Consider the following 23,664-nt stretch of genomic DNA (forward strand, 5'->3'; position numbering starts at 1 on the left):
CCTCGAAATCAGAAAGATCCGGCTGATGGCGCCGGCATGTCAGCTGTGCATCGAAAGCCAAGGTGGCTCGAGGCTGCGTCGACGGCGTTGGAGGTGCGCGCCGAGACGCGATAACGATTGCAGTGGCTGCGGTGGCAGAGATAGGAGCCGCCGCGCATCGCTTTCAGCTGAGGCTGGCTCGCCGACCAGCTGTCCGACGTCCATTCCCAGACATTGCCGACCATGTTGAACAGGCCGTAGCCGTTTGGCTCGAAGGCATCGGCAGGCGCTGTCGAGAGGAAGCCGTCCTCGGCCGTATTCTCCCGGGGGAAGCGCCCCTGCCAGATGTTGCAGCGGTGCCTGCCCTGCTCCAGGAGCTCGTTGCCCCAGGGATAGATCTTGTCTTCAAGCCCGCCTCTGGCAGCGATCTCCCATTCGCTCTCGTTCGGCAGCCGCTTGCCGCTCCAGAGCGCGTAGGCCGCAGCGTCGTTCCAGGAAACGTGCACGACCGGATGGTCGTCGCGGTCGCGCCAGTCGGTACCGACGCCGTCGGGCCTCGACCAGTTTGCGCCGCGCACCGGCAACCACCATTCCGGCGATCCGGTCTGCAGCGAAAGCACGTCCTTTTCAGCATGGGGATGAAGCTGGGCGTAAAAGACGAAGGACCAGCCGATCCGTTGCGCTTCGGTGACATAACCTGTTGCCTCAACGAAGCGGGCGAAGGCGCGGTTGGTCACCGCCGTCCTGTCGATCAGGAAGCCGGGGCTCGCGACCATCCGCCGGGGGCCTTCGCCGTCCTCGGCATAGGCTTCGGGTCCGTCATAGCCGATGCGCCGGATGCCGGCGGGGACAGCGACCATGCCGGAGATGTCTGCGCGACGAGGCGCTGGTGTGGCCGCATATGAAGGGGCCAGTTGCAGCTCGCTTTCCCGGACGGGTGAACAACACGACATCGAGGCATTTCCTGGTGATGCCTGGATTTTCAGCTCCAGGCGATGACCGGATTATTTGACAAAGCCCTGTCCGGAGCCAATACATTTAGGCTTGAAGGTAATTCCAATAGGTTATGAGTCAGGCTCCCGCGATGTCGTTCGAAGTCCCAAATCTGACGCTGCTCAAGCACTTCGTCACGGTCGCAGAGGACAAGGGAATATCAAAGGCTGCAAAGCGGCTGCGCATTTCCCAGCCGGCGCTCTCCAAGAACATCAAGCGGCTGGAGGAGATGCTCGGCACGCGCCTGTTCGAGCGTCATTCCGGCGGCGCGGACCTGACGCCGACCGGTCAGGCCTTCTTCAACCGGGCCCAGATCATCGGGCTCGAGTACGAACATGCGGTGCAGGAGATACGCAACCTTTTGTCCGAGCAGGATGCCACGATCAGGGTGGCGGCGGGCCCGATCTGGTCATCGACGATCCTGCCGCCGGCCGCCTCGCGCTTTCACCGGCGTTTTCCCAGGCATCGGCTTTCGGTGCAGACCGGACCCGTCGACCAGCTGATCGAGGATCTGCGGCTTGGGCGGGTCGACATCTTCGCTGGCGCGGTGATTGCCAAGAGCAGGCTGCCGGGCTTCACGTCGCGCCGGGTCGCCAAGGCGCAGATCGGCATCATGTGCGCCGAGCATCACCCTCTCGCCAAGGTGGAAGGACCAGTCGACCCCATGGAGCTGGTCAAATACCCGTTCGTCTCGTTCAACCTGAACAGGGACGTGCTGAAGATGCTGTCCGACTGGCTGAAGGACCGGGGGGCTCCCCCTGCCCGCTACCTGCTTGAAACCAGCTCGATCTTCACCTGTGCCGAGCTGGCACGCTCGGGCGACTATCTGTTCTTTGAATCGACGATGGTGGCCAGCAGCCCGATCGGACACGGTCTGAAGGTGCTCAAGACCGACAAGGAAATCTTCCAGTACGATCTGGGCTTCGTGTTCCGGGAGGGAATGGACCGTCTGCCCGCCCATAGCGGACTGATGAAGGCGATGGTCGAGGTGTTCGAAAACAAAGGCCTGCGCACCCCGCAGAGCGCCGCCGATTAGGCGGCGCTCCAAGAGGCGTCAGTCGATTTCGCCACTGGGGGGCACGATCTCGCGGTCATCGCCAAGTTCGATCACGAGCCGGTGCAACTTGCCGGTGAAGCGGAATTCGCCGTCGATCCCATCACAGACAGGCGGTAAGCCGCTGCGGCCGATAAACATCGGCGCCAGCGCAATGCGCAACAGGGTCTGGTGCTCGCGGTCGCCGGCTTGCCGCTCGCCGTTGACGAGAAGGGCACCGATGCCCTTGAGCAGACCGGTCTTGCGGTACTCGAAGCCGAGGGAAATCGAGCCGAATGCGGTCAGCGGCGCGGATGCCAGACGCATGATCTCGCCGACATGGTTGTAGCTATAGTTCAGCCTGCCGTCCTTGAGGTAGAGCACATAGCCGCTGCCATTGTTGCCATAACTGACAAGCGTGCCTTCCGAATGTTGGTCGATCGTCACCTCGGCAGTGATCCGGTGCGAGGTGTCCTGGGTCAGCGGTGCCGCTGACGACGGGATGGATTCGAGCTGCGGATAAAAGACGTAGCGGCTGCGCGACCGGATGGAGTCGGGCTTCGCCTTGGCACGGAAACGAACCTCCCGGTCGTCGAGAGGCATGACGTCGTACCGGCCGGCTTCCGCCCACCAGCGTTCCGTCATCTCGCGGAGCTTGGCCGGGTTCTCCCTGGCCAGATCGCGGGTCTCGTTGAAATCCTCGTCGAGCTTGTACAGCTCCCAGTCGTCGAGATCGAAATCGTCGCCGCGCCTGTGCTTGGTGACGGCTTTCCAGCCCTTGTGCCAGATGCCGCGGTGGCCGAACATCTCGAAATACTGCACGTCCTTGCGCGTATCCGCGTCAGGCGCATCGAATGTGTAGGCAAAGCTTGTGCCGTGCACCGGCATCTGGCCGACGCCCCTGTAGACGTCGGGGGCGGTGACGCCGCACACCTCGAGCACCGTCGGGGTGATGTCGACGACGTGATGGAACTGATGACGGATGGCGCCCTTGTCGGCGATGCGCCTGGGCCACGACACGATCATCGGGTCACGCACGCCGCCGCCATGGGTGAAGGACTTGAACAGGCGCAGCGGCGTGTTGCTGGCCTGGGCCCAGCCCCATGGGTAGTTGCTGTTGCTCCTGGGGCCGCCGATCTCGTCGATTTCGGCCAGGTTGCGTTCGAATGATTCCGGGATCTGGTTGAAGCGCCTGAGCACGTTGGTCGTGCCCTCGGGGCCGCAGTCGATCGATGCGCCATTGTCGGAGATGACGACGATCAGCGTGTCGTCCAGCTTGCCTGTCGTCTCCAGGAAATCGAGCAGCCGGCCCAGTTGCTCGTCGGTGTATTCGAGGAAGCCGGCATAGGCCTGCTGCAACCTGACAGCGACCTTCTTCCGGTCGGCAGAGAGCAGGTCCCAGTTCTCGACGCCGGGGGCGTCGGGCGGCAGTTCGGTCGACGCCGGCACCAGGCCCATCGCCTTCTGGCGTTCGAGCCGCCGCTGCCTGATAACGTCCCAGCCGCAGTCCCAGACGCCGTCGTAGCGGTCCATATAGGCCCTGGGGACCTGATGGGGAAAATGCCCTGATGAAAAGGCGAGGTTCAGGAAAAACGGCGTGTCCGGGGCGAGCGAGACATGCGTGCCGAGCATCGCCATCGCCTTGTCCACCAGGTCGGCGGTCAGGTGGTAGCCGTCTTCGGCCGACTTCGGCTGGGCAACCGGGTGATTGTCCTCGACGAGCTCGGGATGATACTGGTCGGTGCTGCCATTCATGAAGCCGTAGAAGCGATGAAAGCCGCGGCCGAGCGGCCACTGATCGAAGGGGCCGACGGCGGTGATCTCGTCGGTTTGCGCGACGTGCCACTTGCCGACCGCAAAATTGGCATAGCCCGCACTGCCCAACATTTCGGCGATCGTCGCTGCCCGATGCGAGATCGAGCCGCGCCCGTTGCGGTAGCCGAAATCGAAATTGGCCAGGCAGCGCATGCCGACGGCGTGATGGTTGCGCCCGGTCAGCAGGCTGGCCCGCGTCGGCGAGCACATGGTGGTGGTGTGGAAATTGCTGTAGCGCAACCCCGCCTGGGCAAGCCGGTCGAAATTGGGCGTGCGGATCTCCGAACCGAAGCAGCCCAGGTCGGCGAAACCGACATCGTCGAGAATGACGTAGATGACGCTGGGGCTGCCCGGCGCCGGCATGGGCCTGGCTTCAAACCAGCTGTCTGACTCGTGATAGGTGCGGCCGATACGGCCTGAATTTTGGTCGTTGGACATTGGGGCGCCTCGGAATTCGGATAAACCGGAGATGCCGCATCTCGCTCACCGACCATGCCGCATCGATCGGGACCCGGCGCCCTGGGGCAGGCCGGGTCTGTGGAGACTACATTGCCGCGCCGGGATCCCAGCGGATGATCCACTTCTCGAGCATCGAGACGATCGCGAAACCGGTGATGGCGATGACCGACGCGGTCAGGATCGTCGCAAACAGCCGCGGCGCGTTGAAGTCGAACATGCTCTGCAGCAGGAGATAACCGATGCCCTGGTTGGAGCCGATCCATTCGCCGACGATCGCGCCGAGCACGCACATCGTCACCGAAATCTTGAGCGCAGAGAAGATGTAGGGCAGCGCGCTGTAGATGCGGATGCGCAGGAAGACCTCGGTCTTGGAAGCCGACAGGACATGCATAAGTTCGAGCAGTTGCGGATTGACCGAGCGGAAACCGCGGACCGAATTGACCAGCGTCGGGAAGAAGCAGATCAGCGCCGCGATCACGATCTTGGGCTCGATTCCGTTGCCGAGGATGATCTTGAGCACCGGTGCAATCGCCACGATCGGGATCGTCTTGATCAGGATCGCGACGGGATAGAACATCTCCTCGACGACCTTGTTGTAGACGAAGGACACCGCCACCAGCAGGGCTATGGTGTTGCCCAGCAGAAAGCCCAGAAAGGCTTCGGTGATTGTTGGAACGGCCGCTTCCAAAAGCAGCGGCAGATCCCGGGAAAGCGCACCGGCAACGTCGGTCGGCGCGGGCACCAGATAGGACGGCACGCCAAACAGCGTGACGATGAGCTGCCACAGCACCAAGGTGAGCGAGAGACCCAGCACTGCCATGCCAAGCGCGCGCATAACTTCGGGGCTTGGGAGGATGCTCCAGATGCGCGGCAAGGGCGCGGCGGTTTCAATGGAACGATCAACGCTCATGGCTTATCCAGCTCCCAGCATGTCGCGCAGCCTGGCGACGTGACGGCCCAGTTCCGGGGCATCCTTCAGGGCAAGGTCGCGCTCTTCAGGAAGGTCGATTTCGAGAACTCCCCCGATCCTCGAGGGCCTTCGGCTCATCACCACGACGCGCTGCGATAGGAACACGGCCTCGTGCAGCGAGTGCGTGACAAAGACGATCGTCATCCCGCTCTGTTTCCAGATCCGCAATAGCTCGACGTTCAGCGTGTCGCGGACAAGCTCATCAAGCGCGCCGAAAGGCTCGTCCATGAGCAGGACCTTCGGCCGGGTCACCAGGGCGCGCGCGATCGACACCCGCTGGCGCATGCCACCCGACAGTTCCGACGGCAATGCGTCCTCGAAACCTTCCAGTTCGACCAGCTTCAGGGCCTCATACGGGTCCATGAAGTTGCCAGCCTTCGGATTGGCCCCGCCGACCTCGAAAGGCAGGCGGACATTGTCGATCACCTTGGCCCACGGCATCAGCACCGATTGCTGGAAGACCATGGAGAATGTGCGCGAGGCACGCGCTGCCGATGGCGTTCCGCCGAATATGGCAACCTTGCCTTCGGTCGGCGCAATGATGTCGGCGATGGTGCGCAGCAAGGTGGATTTGCCGCAGCCGGAATGCCCGATCAGGGAGACGAACTCGCCTTCGCGGACCGTCAGCGAGACGTTGTCGATGGCTCGCACCGCCCGCGAACTGCCGCCAAACGTCACCGCGACGTTGTCGATCTCGATGGCGTTGCGGGCCGAGGAGATACCGACGTCGCCGGGGTCGGCGGCCATTGTCGCCATCACGTTCACCGCTTCGTCCTTTGTGCTGCCGCGAGGATGCTGCCGTCGAACACGTCGTCCGCCGTCAGTTCGGATTTGATCTCGCCGATCTTGGCGTAGGTCTGCAGCGTCGCGTCCCAACGGTCCTTGCTGATATTGGCAAAACCGTGCTCGCGCGTTTCGTCGGTGTAGATGAAATCGGCCACGATCACCTTGAGCGAGGCGAGTTCCTTGTCCTTCTCGATCGCGCTCGACATCGAAGCAACCATGTCGATCGCTTCTTCGGGATGGTCGGCGGCATAGGCCCAGCCCTTGTCGCAGGCCTCGAGGAACTTCACCAGCATGTCGCTGTCGGAGCCGATCAGGTCGGTGCGGGCGATGTAGTAGTTGGACTGGAACTGCAGCCCGTTGTCCCAGATGCTCTGCGTGTTGTAGCCGCTGGGATGCTGCAGGATCGGCTGGTTCTGGGCGACATTGGTCGGCCAGGAAGCAACGACGTCGACCTGATCTTGCAGCAGGCCGGGAATCTGGGCCTGGATGAAGGTGATGTCCTCAAACTTCAGGCCATTGTGGTCGAGCACGGCCTTGACCTGGGCGGTGGCGCCTTGACCAGCGCCGATGCGCTTGCCCTTCCAGTCGGCAATCGACTTGATGTTGGATTCGCCGAGCGAATAGAAGGTCAGCGGCGCCTTCTGGAATGCTGCGCCAAAGGACTTGATCGGCAGTCCCTGGTTTGCGGCATACATGATCTCGGGTGCGTAGGCGGTAGCAATCTGCGCTACCCCGGAGAGCGTTTCCTGCACCGTGTTGGAGTTCGGTCCGCCGGGAAGGATCTCGACCTCGAGGCCCTTTTCAGCGAAAAACCCCTTCTTCAAGGCGACGATTTCGCCAGCGGCGGCTCCGTTGTAGAGCCAGGCGAGTTGCAGTTTGACCTGCTTCTGCTGCGCATGGGCGGGAACCACGCCTCCAAGCCCCAGCGCGGCAAGCGACATGATGCTGGCAGCTGCCAGAAGTGAACGTCGGCTGACCATCTATATCCTCCAATCAGACAAGACCAACGACCTAATTGCGATGAGGATAAACCGCGTGCAGCGGCTCCACACCATAACATGCTTCTGCGAACTCATTCCATGTGGTTATGGACCTACATGCGGAACGGGCATGGTCGGCAGCTGCCCTGCAAGGTCGCCGGCACAGCGAAATCCGAGATGGCTCGAGGTCGCGCCATGATGGTTGCCGGTCCGGGCCGCAACCCGATAACGGTTGCAATAGCTCGCATGGCACAGGTAAGAGCCGCCGCGCATCGCCATCAATCCGGTCGGCTCGCCCGACCAAGGCGACGCGGTCCATTCCCAGACATTGCCGAGCATGTTGTAGAGGCCGAAGCCGTTTGGCGGAAAGCTGCGCGCCGGCGCTGTTGCGAGATAGCCGTCCTCGGCGCTGTTGCTGAGCGGAAAGCGTCCTTGCCAGATGTTGCACATATGACGGCTGCCAGGGTGCAGCTCGTCGCCCCAGGCGTAGATCGCCCGCTCAAGCCCGCCACGCGCCGCGGCTTCCCATTCGACTTCCGTCGGCAATCGCTTGCCCGCGAAGCTCGCGAAGGCGACGGCATCGTTCCATGAGACATGAACGACAGGATGGTCGTGCCGGTCACGCCAGGTGGAACCCATGCCGTCTGGCTGATACCAGCAGGCGCCGCGAACCGGAGCCCACCGAGTCCGGCGCGCTGGCGTTGGCGTCCGTTGCAATCAACGCGTCAGGATGGATCTGGGCCATGAAGACGAACGACCAGCCCAGCCGCTCGGCCTCCGTCACGTAGCCGGTGGCGCCGACGAAGGCCGCAAAGGCCTGGTTGGTCACCGCAGTCTTGTCGAGCAGTAACGCCGGAAGTTCGACCGGGCGCACCGGTCCTTCGCCGTCGTCAGGATTGGCGATCGAACGATCCTCCCCCAGAAGCCAGCGCCCAGCCGGTATCAGCGCCATTTCAGGCTGGCTGCGGGCATCGAGCAATGCGGGCTCCGTCACCGGCCTGGTGACATGATCGTTCTGTGATCGGCCCGGAGAACAACACGTCATGGCGCTTTCCTGTCGAAAAATGGTTCGGCCGAGTTTGACTCTTTCATGATCCTGCGTAAAGGTAGGACGTCCTACCTCTTGGAGGAGAGAGCGATGTCGGGAACTGCCGCCGAACGTGTCATGCAGTATATTCGCCAGCAAAAGCTGGTCGCCGGCGACCGCTTGCCGGCGGAAATCGACATTTCCCGGATACTCGGCCTGAGCCGCAATTCACTGCGCGAGGCCTATGCCGACCTGATGGCCAAGGGCCTGCTCAAGAACAAGCATGGCGTCGGCACCTTCATCGCCAACCCACCGATCCTCAACGCCTTGACGGGCTCCGCCGGCTTCTGGAACCTGATCGAAAATGCCGGAATGAAGGCATCGTTCCGCGAGATCCAGCGCGATCAGGTCATCGCGCCTAAGGAGATCGCGGTCATCCTGGGCGTGGCAGCCGAGAAGCCAGTCCATCGTTTGCGCTGGCTGTTTTTGGCCAACGGTCAGCCCTGCATTCTCGTCGACCACTATCTTGCCCGCGGCGTACCGCCCGGCGCCTTCAACGAGAGCACGGAACACGACGCGCTCGCTGCCATTGCCCCGTTCACCGTCATCGACGGCGCATCACTCTCGACCCGCACCTCGGCGATCAATGCCACGGCCGACGTCGCCGAGCTGCTCGAGGTCAGCGAGGGGGACGCGCTTCTGTGGAGCATGGCGCTCGTACACTCAGGCAATGGCAGCGTGCCGTTGGCCTCGCGCTCCTGGATGGTGCCGCAGCTTCTCGCCAGCCATCAGATGATGGCGCTCGCACCCGTTCATTTTCAGGGCAGTTCAGCCCTTTCGCCGGAGGACGAACCGAAATGACCCGCTTCAAAAAGATTGTCCTGAGCCTCGCATCGGGCCTCATGCTCCTCTCGGCCGGGACGGCCGGGGCGCAGACCCTGGAGCCTGTGCGCTTCGGCGTCGATGCCTACACCACCGGCTCCCAGATCTGGGTCGCCAAGGAAAAAGGCTTTTTCGAAAAGGAAGGCATTGACGCCCAGATCACCACCTTCGCCACAGGCGTCGAAGCCATCGACGCACTGCTGATCGGTCGCGCCGACATGGCGGTCGGGCTCGATTTCCCGATCGTCTCGCGCATCCAGGGCGGCAAGCTTACCGTCCTTGCCGGCATCTTCCATTCCAAGCCTGGCTTCCACAAGCTGGTGGTCAGCAACGACATCAAGGACGCCAAGGACATTGCCGGCAAGAAGATCGGCATTGCCACCGGCACCGCCCAGCACCTGATCACCATGAAGTATCTCGAAGAGAACGGCATTGCCGAGGACAAGGTCGAGATCGTCGGCTTCACCAGCCTGCTCGAGATCGTCGCTTCGCTCCGCTCCGGCCGCATCGACGCGGCCTTCGTCTGGGCCGACGGCACGCAGAAATCGACCGACGGCGGCAACCACTATGTGCTGACCGACGATGCGGCAGCCAAGCGCAACAGCAGCGCCTACATCGCCGCACAGACCGAGTTCACCGAAAAGCATCCGGAACTGACTGTCGCGACGTTGCGTGCGCTCAATGCGGCAAGCCAGTTCATCGCAACCAACAAGGACGAGGCGGCAGCCCTGATCGCCAAGAACACCCGCGCACCGCGCGACACGGTGCGCGACCTGCTCAATTACAACGAATTCGCCCTGGCGCTGACCGACTATGAGCGCGCCGGCTTCAAGGAAGTCGCCGACTTCCTCGCCAGGACGAAAGCCCAGCCGGTCAGCTTCGAAACGGGCGTCAACCCGAAATTCCTTAAGGAAGCCGCCCCCGACCTGGTCAAGCTGAGCAACTGAGCGACCTGCGATGACAAACAATCAAACAAGCGCGGCCGCACCCGGAGGTGCCATGCCTGCGGTCGTCTTCGACAAGGTCGGCATGGCCTATCCCGGCCAGAAGGCGGGCAGCGAGCTGATCCTGGCCGACCTCTCCGTGACAGTCGGGCAAGGCGAATTCTTCGTGCTCGTCGGCCCCAGCGGCTCGGGCAAGTCGACATTGCTCAAGATCGTTGCCGGGACCGAAAAGCAAACCGAAGGCCGCGTGTTCGCCAATGGCGAAGCAATCGCCGGGCCCGACCGGCGGCGCGGCATGGTGTTCCAGTCGATCGAGGAGCCGCTGTTCCAGTGGCTCACCGTGGCCGAAAATATCGGCTTCGGCCCGAGCGTCGCGGGCAAGCCGCGCGCCGAATGCCGCGAGATGGCGCAGCGCTATATCGACCTCGTCGGCCTTCGCAGCCACGAGGAGAAATTCCCGCACGAGCTGTCCGGCGGCATGAAGCAGCGTGTGCAGATCGCCCGCACGCTGGCCGCCGAACCTGAACTGATCCTGTTCGACGAACCGTTTGCAGCGCTCGACGCGCTGACGCGCCGCGTCCTTCAGAAGGAGCTGACGCGAATCTGGCGCGAGACCGGCTGCACCATGGTCTATGTCACCCACGACATTCGCGAGGCCGTGCTGCTTGGCCAGCGTGTTGCCGTGATGAGCCGGGGCCCGCGCGCCAACATCACCCGCATCTACGACATCGACCTGCCCTATCCGCGCGATGACCTCGACAGCCGTTTCGCCGATGCGGTCAAGGCGATCGAGGGCGACATCGAAAGGGAGGCGGCTTCGCAATGGGAGCAAAACTGATGCCATCCTACGCCTGGTCGGCGCTCAGCGTCGCTATCGTCGTGATCTTCTGGCAGATGGCCTCGACCTGGCTGGTCGATCCCATGTTCCTGCCTGCACCGCTCGCCGTCCTCAACGGCGCTGGACAGATGCTGGCCGAGGGCACCCTCACCCAATCCATCCTCGTCTCGATGATGCGCATTCTCTCGGGCTGGTTTCTCGGCAGCGCCATTGCCATTCCGATCGGGCTGGCGGTCGGAGTCTCGCCGGTGGCGCGTCACCTGGTCGACCCGTTCATCCACTTCTTCCGCTTCGTTCCGGCCATTGCGCTGGTGACCTTGTTCATCATCTGGTTCGGCGTCGGCGAGATGTCGAAGATCATACTGATCGCCTATGCGACGGCCTTCATCGTGATGGTCAACACGGCCAGCGGCGTGTCCTCGATCTCGCAGGACAAGCTGAATGCCGCGCGCTGCCTTGGCGCCAATGAGCGGCAGGTGTTCTTCAAGGTGATGATCCCGGCCTCCCTGCCCTCGATCTATGTCGGCATGCGGCTGGCGCTCGCCTCGTCCTTCCTGGTCATCGCGGCCGCCGAGATGCTCGCCGCCGATGCCGGCCTCGGCTACATCATCTGGACCTCGCGCCTCTACTTCCAGGTCGACTGGATGTTCGCGGCGATCATCTCGCTCGGCCTTCTCGGCTTTGCCACTGATCGGCTGTGGCGGCTGCTCGGGCGGACGCTGCTCAAGCGCTACCTGCGCGGCGTCACCGGCTACTGATCCATCGGCCGGGCCGTCCTCTCGTCGCGGCCCGGCGACCATCTCACACGATCGGGGTAGAGTATGACTTCCGAATTTCGCGGACACATCGGCCGCACACACCACGAATCCGAGCGCGACTATGCCGACATTCCCGTCGGTCCCGCCGGCAAGCCGAACGTCATCTATGTCGTGCTCGACGACGTCGGCTACTCCGACCTCGGCTGTTTCGGCTCGTCCATCGACACGCCGAACTTCGATTCCCTGGCCGACAACGGCCTGCGCTACAGCAATTTCCACACCACCACATTGTGCTCGCCGACACGCGCCTGCCTGCTGACCGGGCGCAACCATCATTCGGTCGGCATGCGCTATCTGGCCAATGCCGACATGGGCTGGCCTTCCGGCCGCGGCGCGATCAGCCACCGCGCCGGCACGCTCGCCGAAATGCTCAAGCTGCAAGGCTACGCGACCTATGCGGTCGGCAAATGGCACCTTGCGCCGACCGAAAACGCCAATGCGGCCGGCCCCTTCGATCAGTGGCCGCTCGGCCGCGGCTTCGAGCGCTTCTATGGCTTCATGAATGGCAGCACCGACCAGTTCCATCCGGAACTCTGCCAGGACAACCAGCAGATTCCGCCGCCGGCGACGCCTGAACAGGGCTACCATCTGTCCGACGACCTTTCGGACCGCGCGGTGCGCTACATCGCCGACAAGATGGCGATCTGGCCGGACAAGCCGTTCTTCCTCTATCTCTGCTACGGCGCCGGACATTTCCCGCACCAGGCGCCCGCATCAACGCTGGCCAAATATCGCAGCCGCTTCGGCCATGGCTGGGACGAAGAACGCGTACAGAGGCTGGCCAAGCAGAAGGCGATGGGCCTCGTGCCGGAAAGCACCGAACTGCCGCCGCCAAATCCCGGCGTGCGCGCCTGGGCCGAGCTCTCGCCTGAAGAACGCGAGGTGTCGGAGCATATGCAGGAGGCCTATGCCGCCCTTCTGGGCCATACCGACGCCGCCTTCGGCAGGCTGCTCGACTTCCTCGAGCGTACCGGCATTCGCGACAACACGATCATCGTGCTGATATCGGACAATGGCGCGTCCACCGATTGTGATCCCGACGGTACGACCAATGTCCTGCGCTGGTTCAACCGCCTGCCTGAAGACTATGCCGTGTCGCGCGAGCGCCTGGCGGAAATCGGCACGGCGCGCAGTTCGGGTAATTATCCCTGGGGCTGGGCGCAGGCGTCGAACACGCCGCTCAAGCTCTACAAGAGCTTCACCCATGGCGGCGGCGTGCGTGACCCGATGATCTTCTCCTGGCCATCAGGCATATCAGACAAGGGCGAGGTGCGCAGCCAGTTCACCCATGTCACCGACATCACGCCGACAATCATGCAGCTCTGCGGCGTCAGCGCGCCCGAGAGCATCAACGGCGTGGCGCAGATGCCGATCCATGGCGAGAGTTTTGCCTATTCCTTCGCCGCGCCCGATGCGGCAACGGCCAAGCAGTCGCAATATTTCGAGATGTACGGCCATCGCAGCATCTGGCACCGCGGCTGGAAGGCTGTGACGCAGCACAAGGCCGGCAGCGACTTCGACAGCGAGCACTGGGAGCTCTACCACCTTGACGAGGATTTCTCCGAACTGCGCGACCTCTCCGGGGAAAGGCCGGAAAAGCTCGCCGAGATGAAGGAACGCTGGTGGGCGGAAGCAGGCCGCTACGGCGTGATGCCGCTCGACGACAGCGACGTGCTGTTCAAGCCGCCCTACAGGCCCGGCGCACCACGCTGGCGCAACGAATACAGCTACTTCCCGCCGATCTCGTCGATACCTGCGGAAGCGGCGCCGATGACGCAGGACGTCTCGCACCGCATATCGATCGAGATCGAGCGCACGAACAAAAACCAGGGCGGCGCGCTCGTCTGCTTCGGCAGCTGCCATGGCGGCTATGCCCTCGACATCATCGAGAACCGGCTGGTCTACACCTACAACTATGCCGGCTTCGAAGTCAGCCGCCTCGTCTCGGACCGGGAAATCCCGCTCGGCAAAACGACTGTCGCCTTCGAGTTCGAAAAGACCGGCACGCTGAAGGGATCCGGTCGCCTGACCGTGGAAGGTGAGCCGGCCGGAGAGCATGTGTTCGAGCGGACCCTCCTCAGGCTTTCGCTGTCACCGCTCACCTTCGGACGCAGCAACGCCGAGCCAGTCGATCCTGACAGGCAGACGAACCCGGATTTTTCGGGCCGGATCCTGCGTATCGACTACGCCATCGCAGACGATCGCGAGGTCGCGCCGGCAAGCGTGGATGTAGACTGACCAGCTAAGGGGCATAGCGCACCACGCAGTTCCTGCGCGGTCGCCTGCCCGACGCTACGGTCGAAGTGTGGCATCGATGTCCCAGATCTTGCTCTGCGCTGCGAATGAAAGGGGCGACCCGTGTGGAACTGGCTGGAAAGAAACTCATCAGGAAAATCCCCCACGACAGAGAGCGTTTCGGATTTATAGGCCCTCGGCCCATTTGACATCCGCCAAGACAGCAATGTTCTTCCAAGTTTCCTACAGATGATCCGGCAAGACTTGCGATCGCATCATGCGGCTGTCGACCACCAAAACGCTTGGTCATGAAACATACCCCCGCCATTCGCCTGTATTTTCACGCCACTCTACTACGCTCCCTGAAACCTGTTGAACCTGCCTGATTTCTGGCTCCCTTAATCATCCCCGATCAGGGTCGCGCAGCGCGCCACCCGCACCAGAACGGGGACGAAGTGGCGACTTCTCAACGACATTCCGAAGCATCCTTGCGCGGTGCGCGCATGCTACGCACCGCACTGGGCCCAGCGATCGCTGGATTCCTTGAAGATCCGTTGATCGTGGAGGTGATGCTCAATCCCGACGGACGGCTCTGGATCGACCGCCTCTCCGGCGGCCTTGAAGATACAGGTTGCACGCTTCTGGCGGCGGACGGAGAACGCATCATTCGCCTCGTCGCCCATCATGTCGGCGCCGAGGTACATCCTGGCAATCCACGCGTTTCGGCTGAGCTTCCCGAAACTGGAGAGCGGTTCGAAGGACTGCTGCCACCCGTCGTCGCAGCACCAGCCTTTGCGATCCGAAAGCCGGCCGTCGCTGTCTTCACCCTCGACGACTACGTCGCAGCCGGCGTCATGACAGCGCAGCAGGCAACTGCCCTGCGTCAGGCAGTCGCCGAGCGCGCCAACATTCTTGTCGCTGGTGGCACCTCGACCGGCAAGACCACGCTCACCAACGCCCTTCTTGCGGAAGTCGCCAAAACCTCTGATCGCGTCGTCCTGATCGAGGACACACGCGAGCTGCAATGCGCTGCGCCCAATCTCGTGGCCCTTCGCACCAAAGAAGGCGTCGTCTCCCTCGCCGATCTCGTTCGCGCGTCACTTCGACTGCGGCCCGACCGTATTCCCGTGGGCGAAGTGCGCGGCTCCGAAGCGCTCGATCTCCTGAAAGCCTGGGGCACCGGCCATCCCGGCGGCATCGGCACCATCCATGCCGGAACAGGCATCGGCGCCCTGCGGCGCCTCGAGCAACTCATCCAGGAAGTTGTTGTCACCGTCCCGCGCGCACTGATCGCGGAAACCATCGATCTCGTCGCGGTGCTTTCCGGGCGAGGTTCCGCCCGACGACTGGTCGAACTCGCTCGCGTCGAAGGGCTCGACCCCGGCGGCGATTACCGCATCGTCCCCATCACCTCCAACAACGAAGGAACCTCCGCATGACCCAACCCCTTTCCCGAGCCGGACGCCGAATCGCGGCATTTTGCTCGGTCACCATCCTTGCACTTGCGATTGCCCCTGCCGCACATGCCGCAGGCTCGTCCATGCCCTGGGAACAGCCACTGCAGCAGATCCTGCAGTCGATCGAAGGCCCGGTCGCCAAGATCATCGCCGTGATCATCATCATCGTGACCGGTCTGACGCTCGCTTTCGGCGACACCTCGGGCGGCTTCCGGCGTCTGATCCAGATCGTCTTCGGCCTCTCGATCGCCTTCGCCGCATCGAGCTTCTTCCTCAGCTTCTTTAGCTTCGGCGGCGGAGCGCTTGTCTGATGGAAGAACCAGTCCCAGGGTTCAGCGCACCTGTTCATCGGGCGCTTACGGAACACATCCTTCTCGGCGGCGCCCCGCGCTCGATCGCCATCCTGAACGGCACACTTGCTGCGGCCCTCGGGCTCGGCCTGCGGCTCTGGATCGTCGGGATCGCGCTGGGGTTGCTCGGCCATCTTGCCGCCGTCTGGGCCGCCAAGCGCGATCCGATGTTCGCCGATGTTGTGCGCAGGCATCTGCGCATGCCCGGCCACCTCAGGGCGTGAGGTAATCGCCATGATGAACCTTGCCGAATATCGAAACCGAAATGCCCGCCTCTCGGACTTCCTGCCTTGGGCTGCGCTCGTGCGTGAGGGCGTTATCCTCAACAAGGATGGCAGTCTCCAGCGCAGCGCCCGATTCCGCGGGCCGGATCTCGACAGCTCGGTCGCAGCTGAGTTGGTCAGCATCGCAAGCCGTCTTAACAACGCTTTCCGCCGCCTCGGCTCGGGCTGGGCGATCTTCGTCGAAGCCCAGCGTCATGCAGCCGGTGCCTATCCGGAAAGCACATTCGCAGACGCCGCCTCCGCCCTGGTCGATGCCGAACGCAAGGCCGGCTTCGAAGAGACCGGGGCCCACTACGAGTCCAGCTATTTCCTGACCTTCACCTATCTGCCACCGGCGGAGGACGCGGCGCGCGCAGAAGGCTGGCTCTACGAAGGCAAAGCCGAAAGCGGCGTCGATCCGCATGAGATCGTCGTCGGCTTCGTCGACCGCACCGACCGGGTGCTGCAACTCGTCGAAGGTTTCATGCCGGATTGCGCATGGCTCGACGATGTCGAGACGCTGTCTTATCTCCATGCCTGTGTTTCGACCGAACGCCATCGAGTGCGCGTTCCCGAGACGCCGATGCATCTTGACGCGTTGCTCGCGGACCGATCCCTTGCCGGCGGGCTCGAACCGCGTCTTGGCGACCAACATCTTCGCGTTCTCACCATCGTCGGCTTTCCGACCGCGACCACGCCTGGAATCCTCGACGAGCTCAATCGCCTCGCATTCCCCTATCGATGGTCGACCCGCGCCATCCTCCTCGACAAGACTGACGCTACGAAGCTTCTTACCAAGATCAGGCGGCAATGGTTCGCCAAGCGCAAGTCGATCGCAGCAATTCTCAAGGAGGTGATGACCAACGAGGCGGCTGCCTTGGTCGACACAGATGCGGCCAACAAAGCTGCCGACGCCGATCTCGCGCTGCAGGAACTGGGCGCCGACTATGCCGGACAGGCTTACGTCACAGCGACGCTCACTGTCTGGGACGCCGATCCGCGTGTCGCCGACGAGAAACTGAGGCTCGCCGAAAAGGTCATCCAGGGACGCGACTTCACATGCACGCCGGAGACCATAAATGCCGTTGACGCCTGGCTGGGTTCGCTGCCCGGTCACGTCTACGCCAATGTGCGGCAACCGCCGCTCTCCACCGTCAATCTAGCCCACATGATCCCGCTCTCGGCTGTATGGGCAGGACCGCAAGAAGATGAGCATTTCGCAGCGCCCCCTCTGCTGTTCGGCAAGGCCGAGGGCTCAACCCCGTTTCGCTTTTGCCTTCATGTCGGCGACGTCGGTCACACGCTGATCGTAGGTCCAACCGGGGCGGGAAAGTCAGTGCTGCTCGCCCTGATGGCACTGCAGTTCCGCCGCTATCGCCACTCGCAGGTCTTCGCCTTTGATTTCGGCGGCTCGATCCGCGCCGCCACACTCGCCATGGGCGGCGACTGGCATGATCTTGGTGGCGGCCTGAGTGGCGACATTGGCGAACCGGCCCAACTCCAGCCACTCGCGCGCATCCATCATGTGCCGGAGCGCGCCTGGGCAGCCGACTGGATTGTCTCAATCCTGGTCCGCGAGAGCGTATCCATTACGCCGGAGATCAAGGAGCATCTGTGGTCGGCGCTGACTTCTCTCGCCAGTGCTCCGCTCCACGAGCGCACGCTCACCGGCCTCAACGTCCTGCTCCAGTCAAATGACCTGAAACAGGCGCTACGCCCCTACTGTGTCGGAGGTCCTTATGGCCGGCTACTTGACGCCGAGTTCGAGCGGATCGGTGAGACATCGGTCCAAGCCTTCGAAACCGAAGGACTGGTCGGCACAGCTGCCGCGCCCGCAGTGCTTTCCTACCTCTTTCACCGCATCGAGGACCGGCTCGACGGCTCGCCTACACTCGTCATCATCGACGAAGGTTGGCTCGCACTCGACGATGATGGCTTCTCCGGCCAGATCCGGGAGTGGCTGAAGACCTTGCGGAAGAAGAACGCCAGCGTCATCTTCGCCACGCAATCTCTGGCGGACATCGACAGCTCGGCTATCGCGCCAGCCATCATCGAGAGCTGCCAGACCCGGCTATTGCTGCCGAACGAACGCGCAATCGAACCTCAGATCACCGCAATCTATCGTCGCTTTGGCCTCAACGATCGCCAGATCGAAATCCTGGCGCGCGCTACGCCTAAGCGCGACTACTATTGCCAGTCTCGGCGCGGCAACCGGCTCTTTGAACTCGGCCTTTCCGAAGTTGCTCTCGCGCTTTGCGCCGCATCTTCAAAAACCGACCAGACCCTGATTACGCAAATCCTCGGTGAACATGGCCGCGACCGCTTCCTCGCCGCCTGGCTCCACGCCCGCGGCGTCGCTTGGGCGGTCGACCTCATCCCCAACCTCACCAATCTCGTCCCTCTGCCTGAAAAGGAACCCACGCCATGACCGCCCAACCCTCGACCCTTCGCGCTGCCTTGATTGCGGCAACGGTTCTTTCCATTACCGGAGCGCTTTCGCCCATGCTGACGAGCCCAGCTCAGGCCTTCTTCGGCCGGATTGTCTACGATCCGACCAACTACGCGCAGAACGTGCTCACCGCAGCCCGAACGCTGGAGCAGATCAACAACCAGATAAAAAGCCTCCAGAATGAAGCGCAGATGCTCATCAACCAGGCGAGGAACCTGGCGAGCCTGCCATACTCGTCTCTCCAGCAGCTTCAGCAGTCGGTCCAAAAGACTCAAGCGTTTCTCAGCCAGGCGCAAAACATCGCCTTCGACGTCCAGCAGATCGACCAGATATTCCAGCAAAAATACGGCAGCGTGTCCTTGTCGGCCTCCGATCAAGAGCTCGTCGCCGACGCGCGTTCCCGTTGGCAAAACACCGTGGGCGGCTTGCAGGACGCCATGCGTGTCCAGGCAGGCGTCGTCGAAAACATCGAGACCAATCGTGCCCAGATGTCGGCACTGATCGGCCAGAGCCAGAATGCCGCCGGCGCGCTTCAGGCAACACAAGCCGGCAACCAGCTACTAGCGCTCCAGGCTCAGCAACTCGCCGACCTCACCGCTGTCATCGCCGCCAATGGCCGGGCGCAGGCGCTGACCGAGGCCGAACGCACAGCCGCGGCCGAACAGGGCCGCGAGCAGCGCCGCCGCTTCCTGACCCCGGGTGCCGGCTATCAGCCCGGCAATGCCCGCATGTTCAACAATGGCAACTGACGGTCACAGGAGAACATCATGGACGGCAAGATGCTGGCGCGCCTCGGCGCAGTCGTGTTCGTTGCTATCGCCATCACGGCGACAGCAATCGAATTGACCCGAAAAGAAGCAGTGCCTGCGACGGCGGCGGTGCTGGTTCTGCGGCCCGAGGCCGATGCGCTGCACGAGAGACAGCGCCGGTGCCAGCGGCTTGGACTGAAGGCGGCTGAAGACGCAGAATGCCTGCGCGTCTGGGCGGAAATCCGCGACCGCTTTCTTGGTCGCAGGCCCGTGCCTGCTGCTCCGCACATTCAGGAAATGCGGTGAAGCATGGGCGGCGCCGGCGTCATCGACAATTTCCTCGAGGTCTTCGCCCGCTACATCGACAGCGGATTTGGCCTTCTGGGCGGAGAAGTCGCCTTCATCGCCACCACGCTGATCGTCATTGACGTGACGCTGGCGGCTCTGTTTTGGAGCTGGGGCGCTGACGACGACATCATCGCACGGCTGGTCAAGAAGACTTCTGTTTGTCGGCGTCTTCGCCTACCTCATCTCCAACTGGAACAATCTGGCAAATATCGTCTTCGACAGTTTCGCGGGTCTCGGCCTCAAGGGCTCCGGCACGGGATTTTCGACGGCCGACCTGATGCGCCCCGGCAAGGTGGCACAAACCGGCCTGGATGCCGCCCGTCCGCTGCTTGAGTCCATCTCCGACCTGATGGGATGGGTGGCCTTCTTCGAGAACTTCATCCAGATCGCCTGCCTGCTCTTCGCATGGGCACTGGTCATCCTCGCCTTTTTCATTCTGGCAATTCAGCTCTTCGTCACACTTATCGAGTTCAAGCTGACCACGCTGGCCGGCTTCGTGCTGATCCCCTTCGGCCTGTTCGGCAAGACCGCCTTCATGGCCGAACGTGTGCTCGGAAACGTTGTCTCCTCCGGCATCAAAGTGCTGGTGCTCGCCGTGATCATCGGCATCGGCTCGACATTGTTCAGCCAGTTCACGCAAGGTTTCGGCGGCCAGACCCCGAGCATCGACGACGCGATGGCTGTCGTGCTCGCTGCCCTGTCGCTGCTGGGTCTCGGCATCTTCGGTCCCGGCATAGCGTCTGGGCTTGTCAGCGGTGGGCCCCAGCTTGGCGCTGGAGCGGCGGTGGGCACGGGTCTTGCCGCAGGTGGCATGACGCTGGCCGCTGCTGGAGCTGCCGGTCTTGCGGCGAAGGGCGGCGCTGCCGCTGTCTCGGCGGGCGCGGCAGCCGTCCGTGGCGGGGCATCCGCCGCTGGCGCGGCGTCTTCTGCCTATTCACTCGCATCCCTCGGTCAGTCCGGCGCGGCCGGCAGCGCCTCCGGACTGGGGGGCGTTGCACATGCCGCCGCCAACGCGGCGACATCGCCGCTCCGCAGGGCTGCCGCCAGCGTCAAGTCAAGCTTCGCCGACGGCGTCAAGGCCGGCTTCAGCGCGACCGGCGGCTCCTCGACCATGGGCTCGGTCGGAGGCGCCGTTGAACCTGCACCCGCTTCCATCAACCATGCTTCCAGCACGCCGCCCGGCTGGGCGCAGCGTATGCGCCGGTCCGGCCACATGGGTCATGCCGTCCAGACAACTGCGCATGCCGTTCGCTCCGGCGACAGCCATGCCTCCGCCTCTTCCGTCAACCTTCAGACAAGTGATCGTTCATGAACCTCTTCAGGCGACCCGCCGCGCATTACGGCAAGACACCTCAACCCGAGACCCCTTATCAAAAGGCCGCGCAGATCTGGGACGAACGCATCGGCTCGGCCCGCGTTCAGGCCAAGAACTGGCGCTACATGGCGTTTGGATCGCTGGTTCTTTCTGGCGTATTCGCTGCGGCACTCGTCTGGCAGTCGACGCGCGGGACCGTCGTGCCCTGGATCGTGCAAGTCGACAATCTCGGTCAGGCGCAAGCTGTCGTACCAGCTAGCGCCGACTATCGGCCAACCGATCCGCAGATCGCATGGCATCTTGCCCGCTTCATCGAACAGGTCCGCTCGATACCGGCTGACCCGATCATCGTCCGCCAGAATTGGCTGCGCGCCTATGACTGGACCACGGATCGTGGCGCGGCGGCCCTCAACGACTACGCTCGCACCAATGACCCATTCACCAAGGTCGGCAGGCAACAGATCGCAGTCGAAGTCTCCTCGGTGATCCGCGCCTCGCCGGACTCGTTTCGCGTCGCCTGGACCGAGCGCCACTACGAGAGCGGGAAGCTCGCCACGACCCAGCGCTGGACTGCAATCCTGACCAACGTGATCCAGCCGCCACGCGATGCCGAAAGGCTCCGCGCCAATCCGCTCGGCATCTATGTCAATGCCATCAACTGGTCGCAGGAGATGAGCCAATGAACCGGCCGGCGATCCGCAGAATGTCCCTTCGCAAATCCGTAGCTCCAGTCCTTTTGCTTTCCGTCATACTCGCGGGCTGCGCCACGAGCAAACCGCCTGTGATCAGCTACGACGCCGACGTGCCGCCCCTCCCGGCAATCCCCATGGCAGCGGCAGATGCCAAACCGAAACCTCTCCATATCCCGCCTGCCTGGACCCCGGCACGTGGCGGTAGCACCGCCTCGACACCGACAGCGCGTGTCGAAAATGCCAATGCAGCCGCGCGCGTCCAACCTCGCCGAGAAGGCTATTACAATGCGATCCAGATCTACCCCTGGAGCGAAGGTGCTCTCTACCAAGTCTACGCCGCTCCAGGACAGATCACCAATATCGCGCTCGAGCTCGGCGAGAGCCTGACCGGCGCAGGCCCGATCGCCGCCGGCGACACCGCTCGCTGGATCATCGGAGACACCGAGAGTGGTAGCGGGGTCAGCCGGCGTGTCCATGTGTTGGTTAAGCCCACGAGCGCCGACATCTCGACCAACCTCGTCATCACCACCGACCGGCGCACCTACATGATCGAGCTGCGTTCCGGCGAAAAGCCATATATGCCGGCGGTGGCCTGGGCCTATCCAAAGCAGCCAGCCGGACAGCGCCAGACCATTCCGGCAACACCCCTCATTCCGGCTGTCGCAGCGCGGAACCATCGCTACGGACTTAAGGGCGACAATCCACCTTGGCGGCCTGTCGCAGTCTATGACGACGGCCGGCGCGTCTTTGTCGAGTTTCCACGCGGCATCGTGCAGGGCGAAATGCCGCCACTGTTTATCATCGGCCCGGACGGCGAAGCCCAGATCGCTAATAACCGTATCTACCAACACATCCTGATCGTCGATCGCCTGTTCGGCGCGGCCGAGTTACGTCTTGGCGGCGGCGATCGGCAGCAGACCGTAAGGATTGTGCGCACTGATGGAAGACCATCGTCATGAGTGAGACAGACAATGTCGCTCCGATGCGCCTTCGCGCCGAAACACCGCGCATCACCCGCCTGTCGCCAAAGGTCATCGTCGGCGCCGGCGTCGTCGCCTTGCTCGGCATCGGCGGAGCGCTGATCTATGCGCTTCAGGCGCGCGTGCCCGGTGCCGACGACCAAGAGCTCTACTCGACCACCAATCGGCAACCGGCGGACGGTCTTGCCGGCCTGCCGCGCGACTATACCGGCCCGATCCTCGGGCCGGCGCTGCCGGGTGATCTCGGCCGGCCGATTCTCAACGCCCAAAACAGGGGGCAACCCGTCGTGCCGCCCGCGATCATGGCACCGGCTGTCGACGAGGCGGAACAGCGCCGGCGCGCTGAGGAAGAGGCTGCACGGACGAGCACCGTCTTTTTCCAGTCACGGGGAGGATCGGCCGCGACGGTCGGGACGGAAGAACCCGCGTCGGGCTTTCCGGGCGCTGGCCTGGGAAGCCAGCCTGGTGAGCAGACCGCACAGGACAAGCAACTGGCTTTCCTCAACGCCGCCGCCGACAGACGCACAGTGGCGCGCGACCGCGTCATGCCGCCGGCATCGCCCTTCGTTCTCCAGGCCGGCGCCGTCATCCCGGCAGCTCTCATCACTGGCATCAGGTCCGATCTACCCGGACAGGTCACCGCACAGGTCACTGAGAACATTTACGACAGCCCCACCGGACGCGCCCTGCTCGTGCCGCAGGGCACGCGGCTCATCGGGCAGTATGACAACAACGTCCAATTCGGCCAGCGCCGCGCACTCCTTGTCTGGAACAGGCTCATTTTTCCGACTGGCCGTTCCATTGTTCTCGAACGTCAGCCGGGCGCCGATGCGCAAGGCTATGCCGGGCTTGAGGACGGGGTCGACTATCATTGGTGGGATCTGGCCAAAGCCGCCGGTCTCTCCACGTTGCTTGCCGCTGGTGCAGAGTTGGCGATCGACGACGAGAACCGGCTATTGCGCGCAATCCGCGATGGAGCGCAGGACACGATCAATGACGCTGGCCAGCAGATCATCCGCAGACAGCTCAATGTTGCGCCGACGCTGACCATCCGGCCGGGGTTTCCAGTGCGCGTCATCGTCACGCGCGACTTGGTGCTTGAGCCCTATGGAGCAACGCAATGACCAAGCTGAAATTGGGCCCATCGCCGACGACAGACTCGTCAAAGTGACATTGGAGCTTCCAGCGTCGCTGCATCGCGATCTCATGTTTTTGACCATGTACGCGACGTAGCCGTTTTCGTCCCTTTCTCGGCTACAGATCCTTAAACCTGAAGGCCTGCCGGCGGACTCACTGGGCAGG

At 63.1% G+C, this 23,664-nt stretch carries 23 protein-coding genes and 1 pseudogene; 17 read left to right on the plus strand and 7 right to left on the minus strand.

The genetic code is table 11. The features are described from left to right. Positions 1-8 precede the first annotated feature (8 nt). Positions 9-839 (minus strand): formylglycine-generating enzyme family protein, encoded by an 831-nt coding sequence (locus ACHMW7_RS24235; protein WP_395447979.1) that lies wholly within the window; start codon positions 837-839, stop codon positions 9-11. Between the two features lie 224 nt (positions 840-1,063). Here ACHMW7_RS24235 and ACHMW7_RS24240 point away from each other — a divergent pair, with 224 nt between their 5' ends. Further along, a complete protein-coding gene (locus ACHMW7_RS24240; RefSeq protein ID WP_395447980.1) occupies positions 1,064-2,008 on the plus strand; it encodes a LysR substrate-binding domain-containing protein in 945 nt (314 codons plus the stop codon). 18 nt (positions 2,009-2,026) lie between these two features. On the opposite strand, the gene ACHMW7_RS24245 is transcribed toward ACHMW7_RS24240, so the two are convergent. From ACHMW7_RS24245 to ACHMW7_RS24270, 6 genes are all read right to left on the minus strand, one after another. Continuing rightward, positions 2,027-4,258 carry an arylsulfatase gene (locus ACHMW7_RS24245; RefSeq protein ID WP_395447981.1) on the minus strand — a complete coding sequence of 744 codons (2,232 nt, stop codon included), beginning with the start codon at positions 4,256-4,258 and terminating at the stop codon, positions 2,027-2,029. 106 nt (positions 4,259-4,364) lie between these two features. After that, on the minus strand, positions 4,365-5,189 hold the full coding sequence (locus tag ACHMW7_RS24250) for an ABC transporter permease (RefSeq protein ID WP_395447982.1): 825 nt from the start codon (positions 5,187-5,189) through the stop codon (positions 4,365-4,367). Positions 5,190-5,192: 3 nt separating this feature from the next. Then, on the minus strand, positions 5,193-6,005 hold the full coding sequence (locus ACHMW7_RS24255) for an ABC transporter ATP-binding protein (RefSeq protein WP_395447983.1): 813 nt from the start codon (positions 6,003-6,005) through the stop codon (positions 5,193-5,195). Positions 6,006-6,010: 5 nt separating this feature from the next. After that, positions 6,011-7,015 (minus strand): ABC transporter substrate-binding protein, encoded by a 1,005-nt coding sequence (locus ACHMW7_RS24260; protein WP_395447984.1) that lies wholly within the window; start codon positions 7,013-7,015, stop codon positions 6,011-6,013. Positions 7,016-7,120: 105 nt separating this feature from the next. Continuing rightward, complete coding sequence (locus ACHMW7_RS24265) at positions 7,121-7,654, minus strand: SUMF1/EgtB/PvdO family nonheme iron enzyme (protein WP_395447985.1); 534 nt, start codon at positions 7,652-7,654, stop codon at positions 7,121-7,123. Next, the gene (locus tag ACHMW7_RS24270) at positions 7,635-8,060 is read right to left on the minus strand and encodes an SUMF1/EgtB/PvdO family nonheme iron enzyme (RefSeq protein ID WP_395447986.1); all 426 of its coding nucleotides are present in this window, start codon (positions 8,058-8,060) and stop codon (positions 7,635-7,637) included. The genes ACHMW7_RS24265 and ACHMW7_RS24270 overlap by 20 nt, the downstream gene beginning before the upstream one ends. Positions 8,061-8,153: 93 nt before the next feature. Between ACHMW7_RS24270 and ACHMW7_RS24275 the strand changes: the two genes are divergently transcribed. The 16 genes and pseudogenes from ACHMW7_RS24275 (at position 8,154) to ACHMW7_RS24350 (ending at position 23,595) form a co-directional block, all read left to right on the plus strand. Next, positions 8,154-8,903, plus strand: a complete 750-nt coding sequence (locus tag ACHMW7_RS24275; protein ID WP_395447987.1) for a GntR family transcriptional regulator — start codon at positions 8,154-8,156, stop codon at positions 8,901-8,903. Continuing rightward, positions 8,900-9,871 carry an ABC transporter substrate-binding protein gene (locus ACHMW7_RS24280; RefSeq protein WP_395447988.1) on the plus strand — a complete coding sequence of 324 codons (972 nt, stop codon included), beginning with the start codon at positions 8,900-8,902 and terminating at the stop codon, positions 9,869-9,871. Before ACHMW7_RS24275 ends, ACHMW7_RS24280 begins: the two co-directional genes overlap by 4 nt. Positions 9,872-9,923: 52 nt before the next feature. Continuing rightward, positions 9,924-10,706, plus strand: a complete 783-nt coding sequence (locus tag ACHMW7_RS24285) for an ABC transporter ATP-binding protein (protein WP_395447989.1) — start codon at positions 9,924-9,926, stop codon at positions 10,704-10,706. After that, positions 10,706-11,464, plus strand: a complete 759-nt coding sequence (locus ACHMW7_RS24290; protein ID WP_395447990.1) for an ABC transporter permease — start codon at positions 10,706-10,708, stop codon at positions 11,462-11,464. Before ACHMW7_RS24285 ends, ACHMW7_RS24290 begins: the two co-directional genes overlap by 1 nt. 63 nt (positions 11,465-11,527) lie before the next feature. Next, positions 11,528-13,762, plus strand: coding sequence for an arylsulfatase (locus tag ACHMW7_RS24295; RefSeq protein ID WP_395447991.1), 2,235 nt, complete (start codon positions 11,528-11,530; stop codon positions 13,760-13,762). Between the two features lie 500 nt (positions 13,763-14,262). After that, positions 14,263-15,198, plus strand: coding sequence for a P-type conjugative transfer ATPase TrbB (gene trbB / locus ACHMW7_RS24300; protein WP_395447992.1), 936 nt, complete (start codon positions 14,263-14,265; stop codon positions 15,196-15,198). Next, complete coding sequence (locus tag ACHMW7_RS24305; RefSeq protein ID WP_395447993.1) at positions 15,195-15,527, plus strand: TrbC/VirB2 family protein; 333 nt, start codon at positions 15,195-15,197, stop codon at positions 15,525-15,527. The genes trbB and ACHMW7_RS24305 overlap by 4 nt, the downstream gene beginning before the upstream one ends. After that, entirely contained in the window at positions 15,527-15,790 is a 264-nt protein-coding gene (locus ACHMW7_RS24310; RefSeq protein ID WP_395447994.1) for a VirB3 family type IV secretion system protein, read from the plus strand. Before ACHMW7_RS24305 ends, ACHMW7_RS24310 begins: the two co-directional genes overlap by 1 nt. A gap of 10 nt (positions 15,791-15,800) precedes the next feature. Next, positions 15,801-18,257 (plus strand): conjugal transfer protein TrbE, encoded by a 2,457-nt coding sequence (trbE, locus tag ACHMW7_RS24315; protein ID WP_395447995.1) that lies wholly within the window; start codon positions 15,801-15,803, stop codon positions 18,255-18,257. Next, a complete protein-coding gene (trbJ, locus tag ACHMW7_RS24320; RefSeq protein ID WP_395447996.1) occupies positions 18,254-19,027 on the plus strand; it encodes a P-type conjugative transfer protein TrbJ in 774 nt (257 codons plus the stop codon). The genes trbE and trbJ overlap by 4 nt, the downstream gene beginning before the upstream one ends. Positions 19,028-19,045: 18 nt before the next feature. Beyond that, a complete protein-coding gene (gene trbK-alt / locus ACHMW7_RS24325) occupies positions 19,046-19,333 on the plus strand; it encodes a putative entry exclusion protein TrbK-alt (protein WP_395447997.1) in 288 nt (95 codons plus the stop codon). Positions 19,334-19,336: 3 nt separating this feature from the next. Next, positions 19,337-20,687 (plus strand): annotated as a pseudogene (trbL, locus tag ACHMW7_RS24330) (P-type conjugative transfer protein TrbL). Then, on the plus strand, positions 20,684-21,373 hold the full coding sequence (gene trbF / locus ACHMW7_RS24335) for a conjugal transfer protein TrbF (protein WP_395447998.1): 690 nt from the start codon (positions 20,684-20,686) through the stop codon (positions 21,371-21,373). Before trbL ends, trbF begins: the two are co-directional and overlap by 4 nt. Before the next feature lie 20 nt (positions 21,374-21,393). After that, complete coding sequence (gene trbG, locus ACHMW7_RS24340) at positions 21,394-22,341, plus strand: P-type conjugative transfer protein TrbG (protein ID WP_395447999.1); 948 nt, start codon at positions 21,394-21,396, stop codon at positions 22,339-22,341. After that, positions 22,338-23,486 carry a TrbI/VirB10 family protein gene (locus tag ACHMW7_RS24345; protein ID WP_395448000.1) on the plus strand — a complete coding sequence of 383 codons (1,149 nt, stop codon included), beginning with the start codon at positions 22,338-22,340 and terminating at the stop codon, positions 23,484-23,486. The genes trbG and ACHMW7_RS24345 overlap by 4 nt, the downstream gene beginning before the upstream one ends. Beyond that, complete coding sequence (locus tag ACHMW7_RS24350) at positions 23,470-23,595, plus strand: DUF2274 domain-containing protein (RefSeq protein WP_395448001.1); 126 nt, start codon at positions 23,470-23,472, stop codon at positions 23,593-23,595. The genes ACHMW7_RS24345 and ACHMW7_RS24350 overlap by 17 nt, the downstream gene beginning before the upstream one ends. The last annotated feature ends 69 nt before the right edge of the window (positions 23,596-23,664 follow it).

Origin of the sequence: Aminobacter sp. UC22_36, from assembly GCF_044056035.1 — a bacterium.
In the GTDB taxonomy this organism is placed as follows: Bacteria; Pseudomonadota; Alphaproteobacteria; order Rhizobiales; family Rhizobiaceae; genus Aminobacter.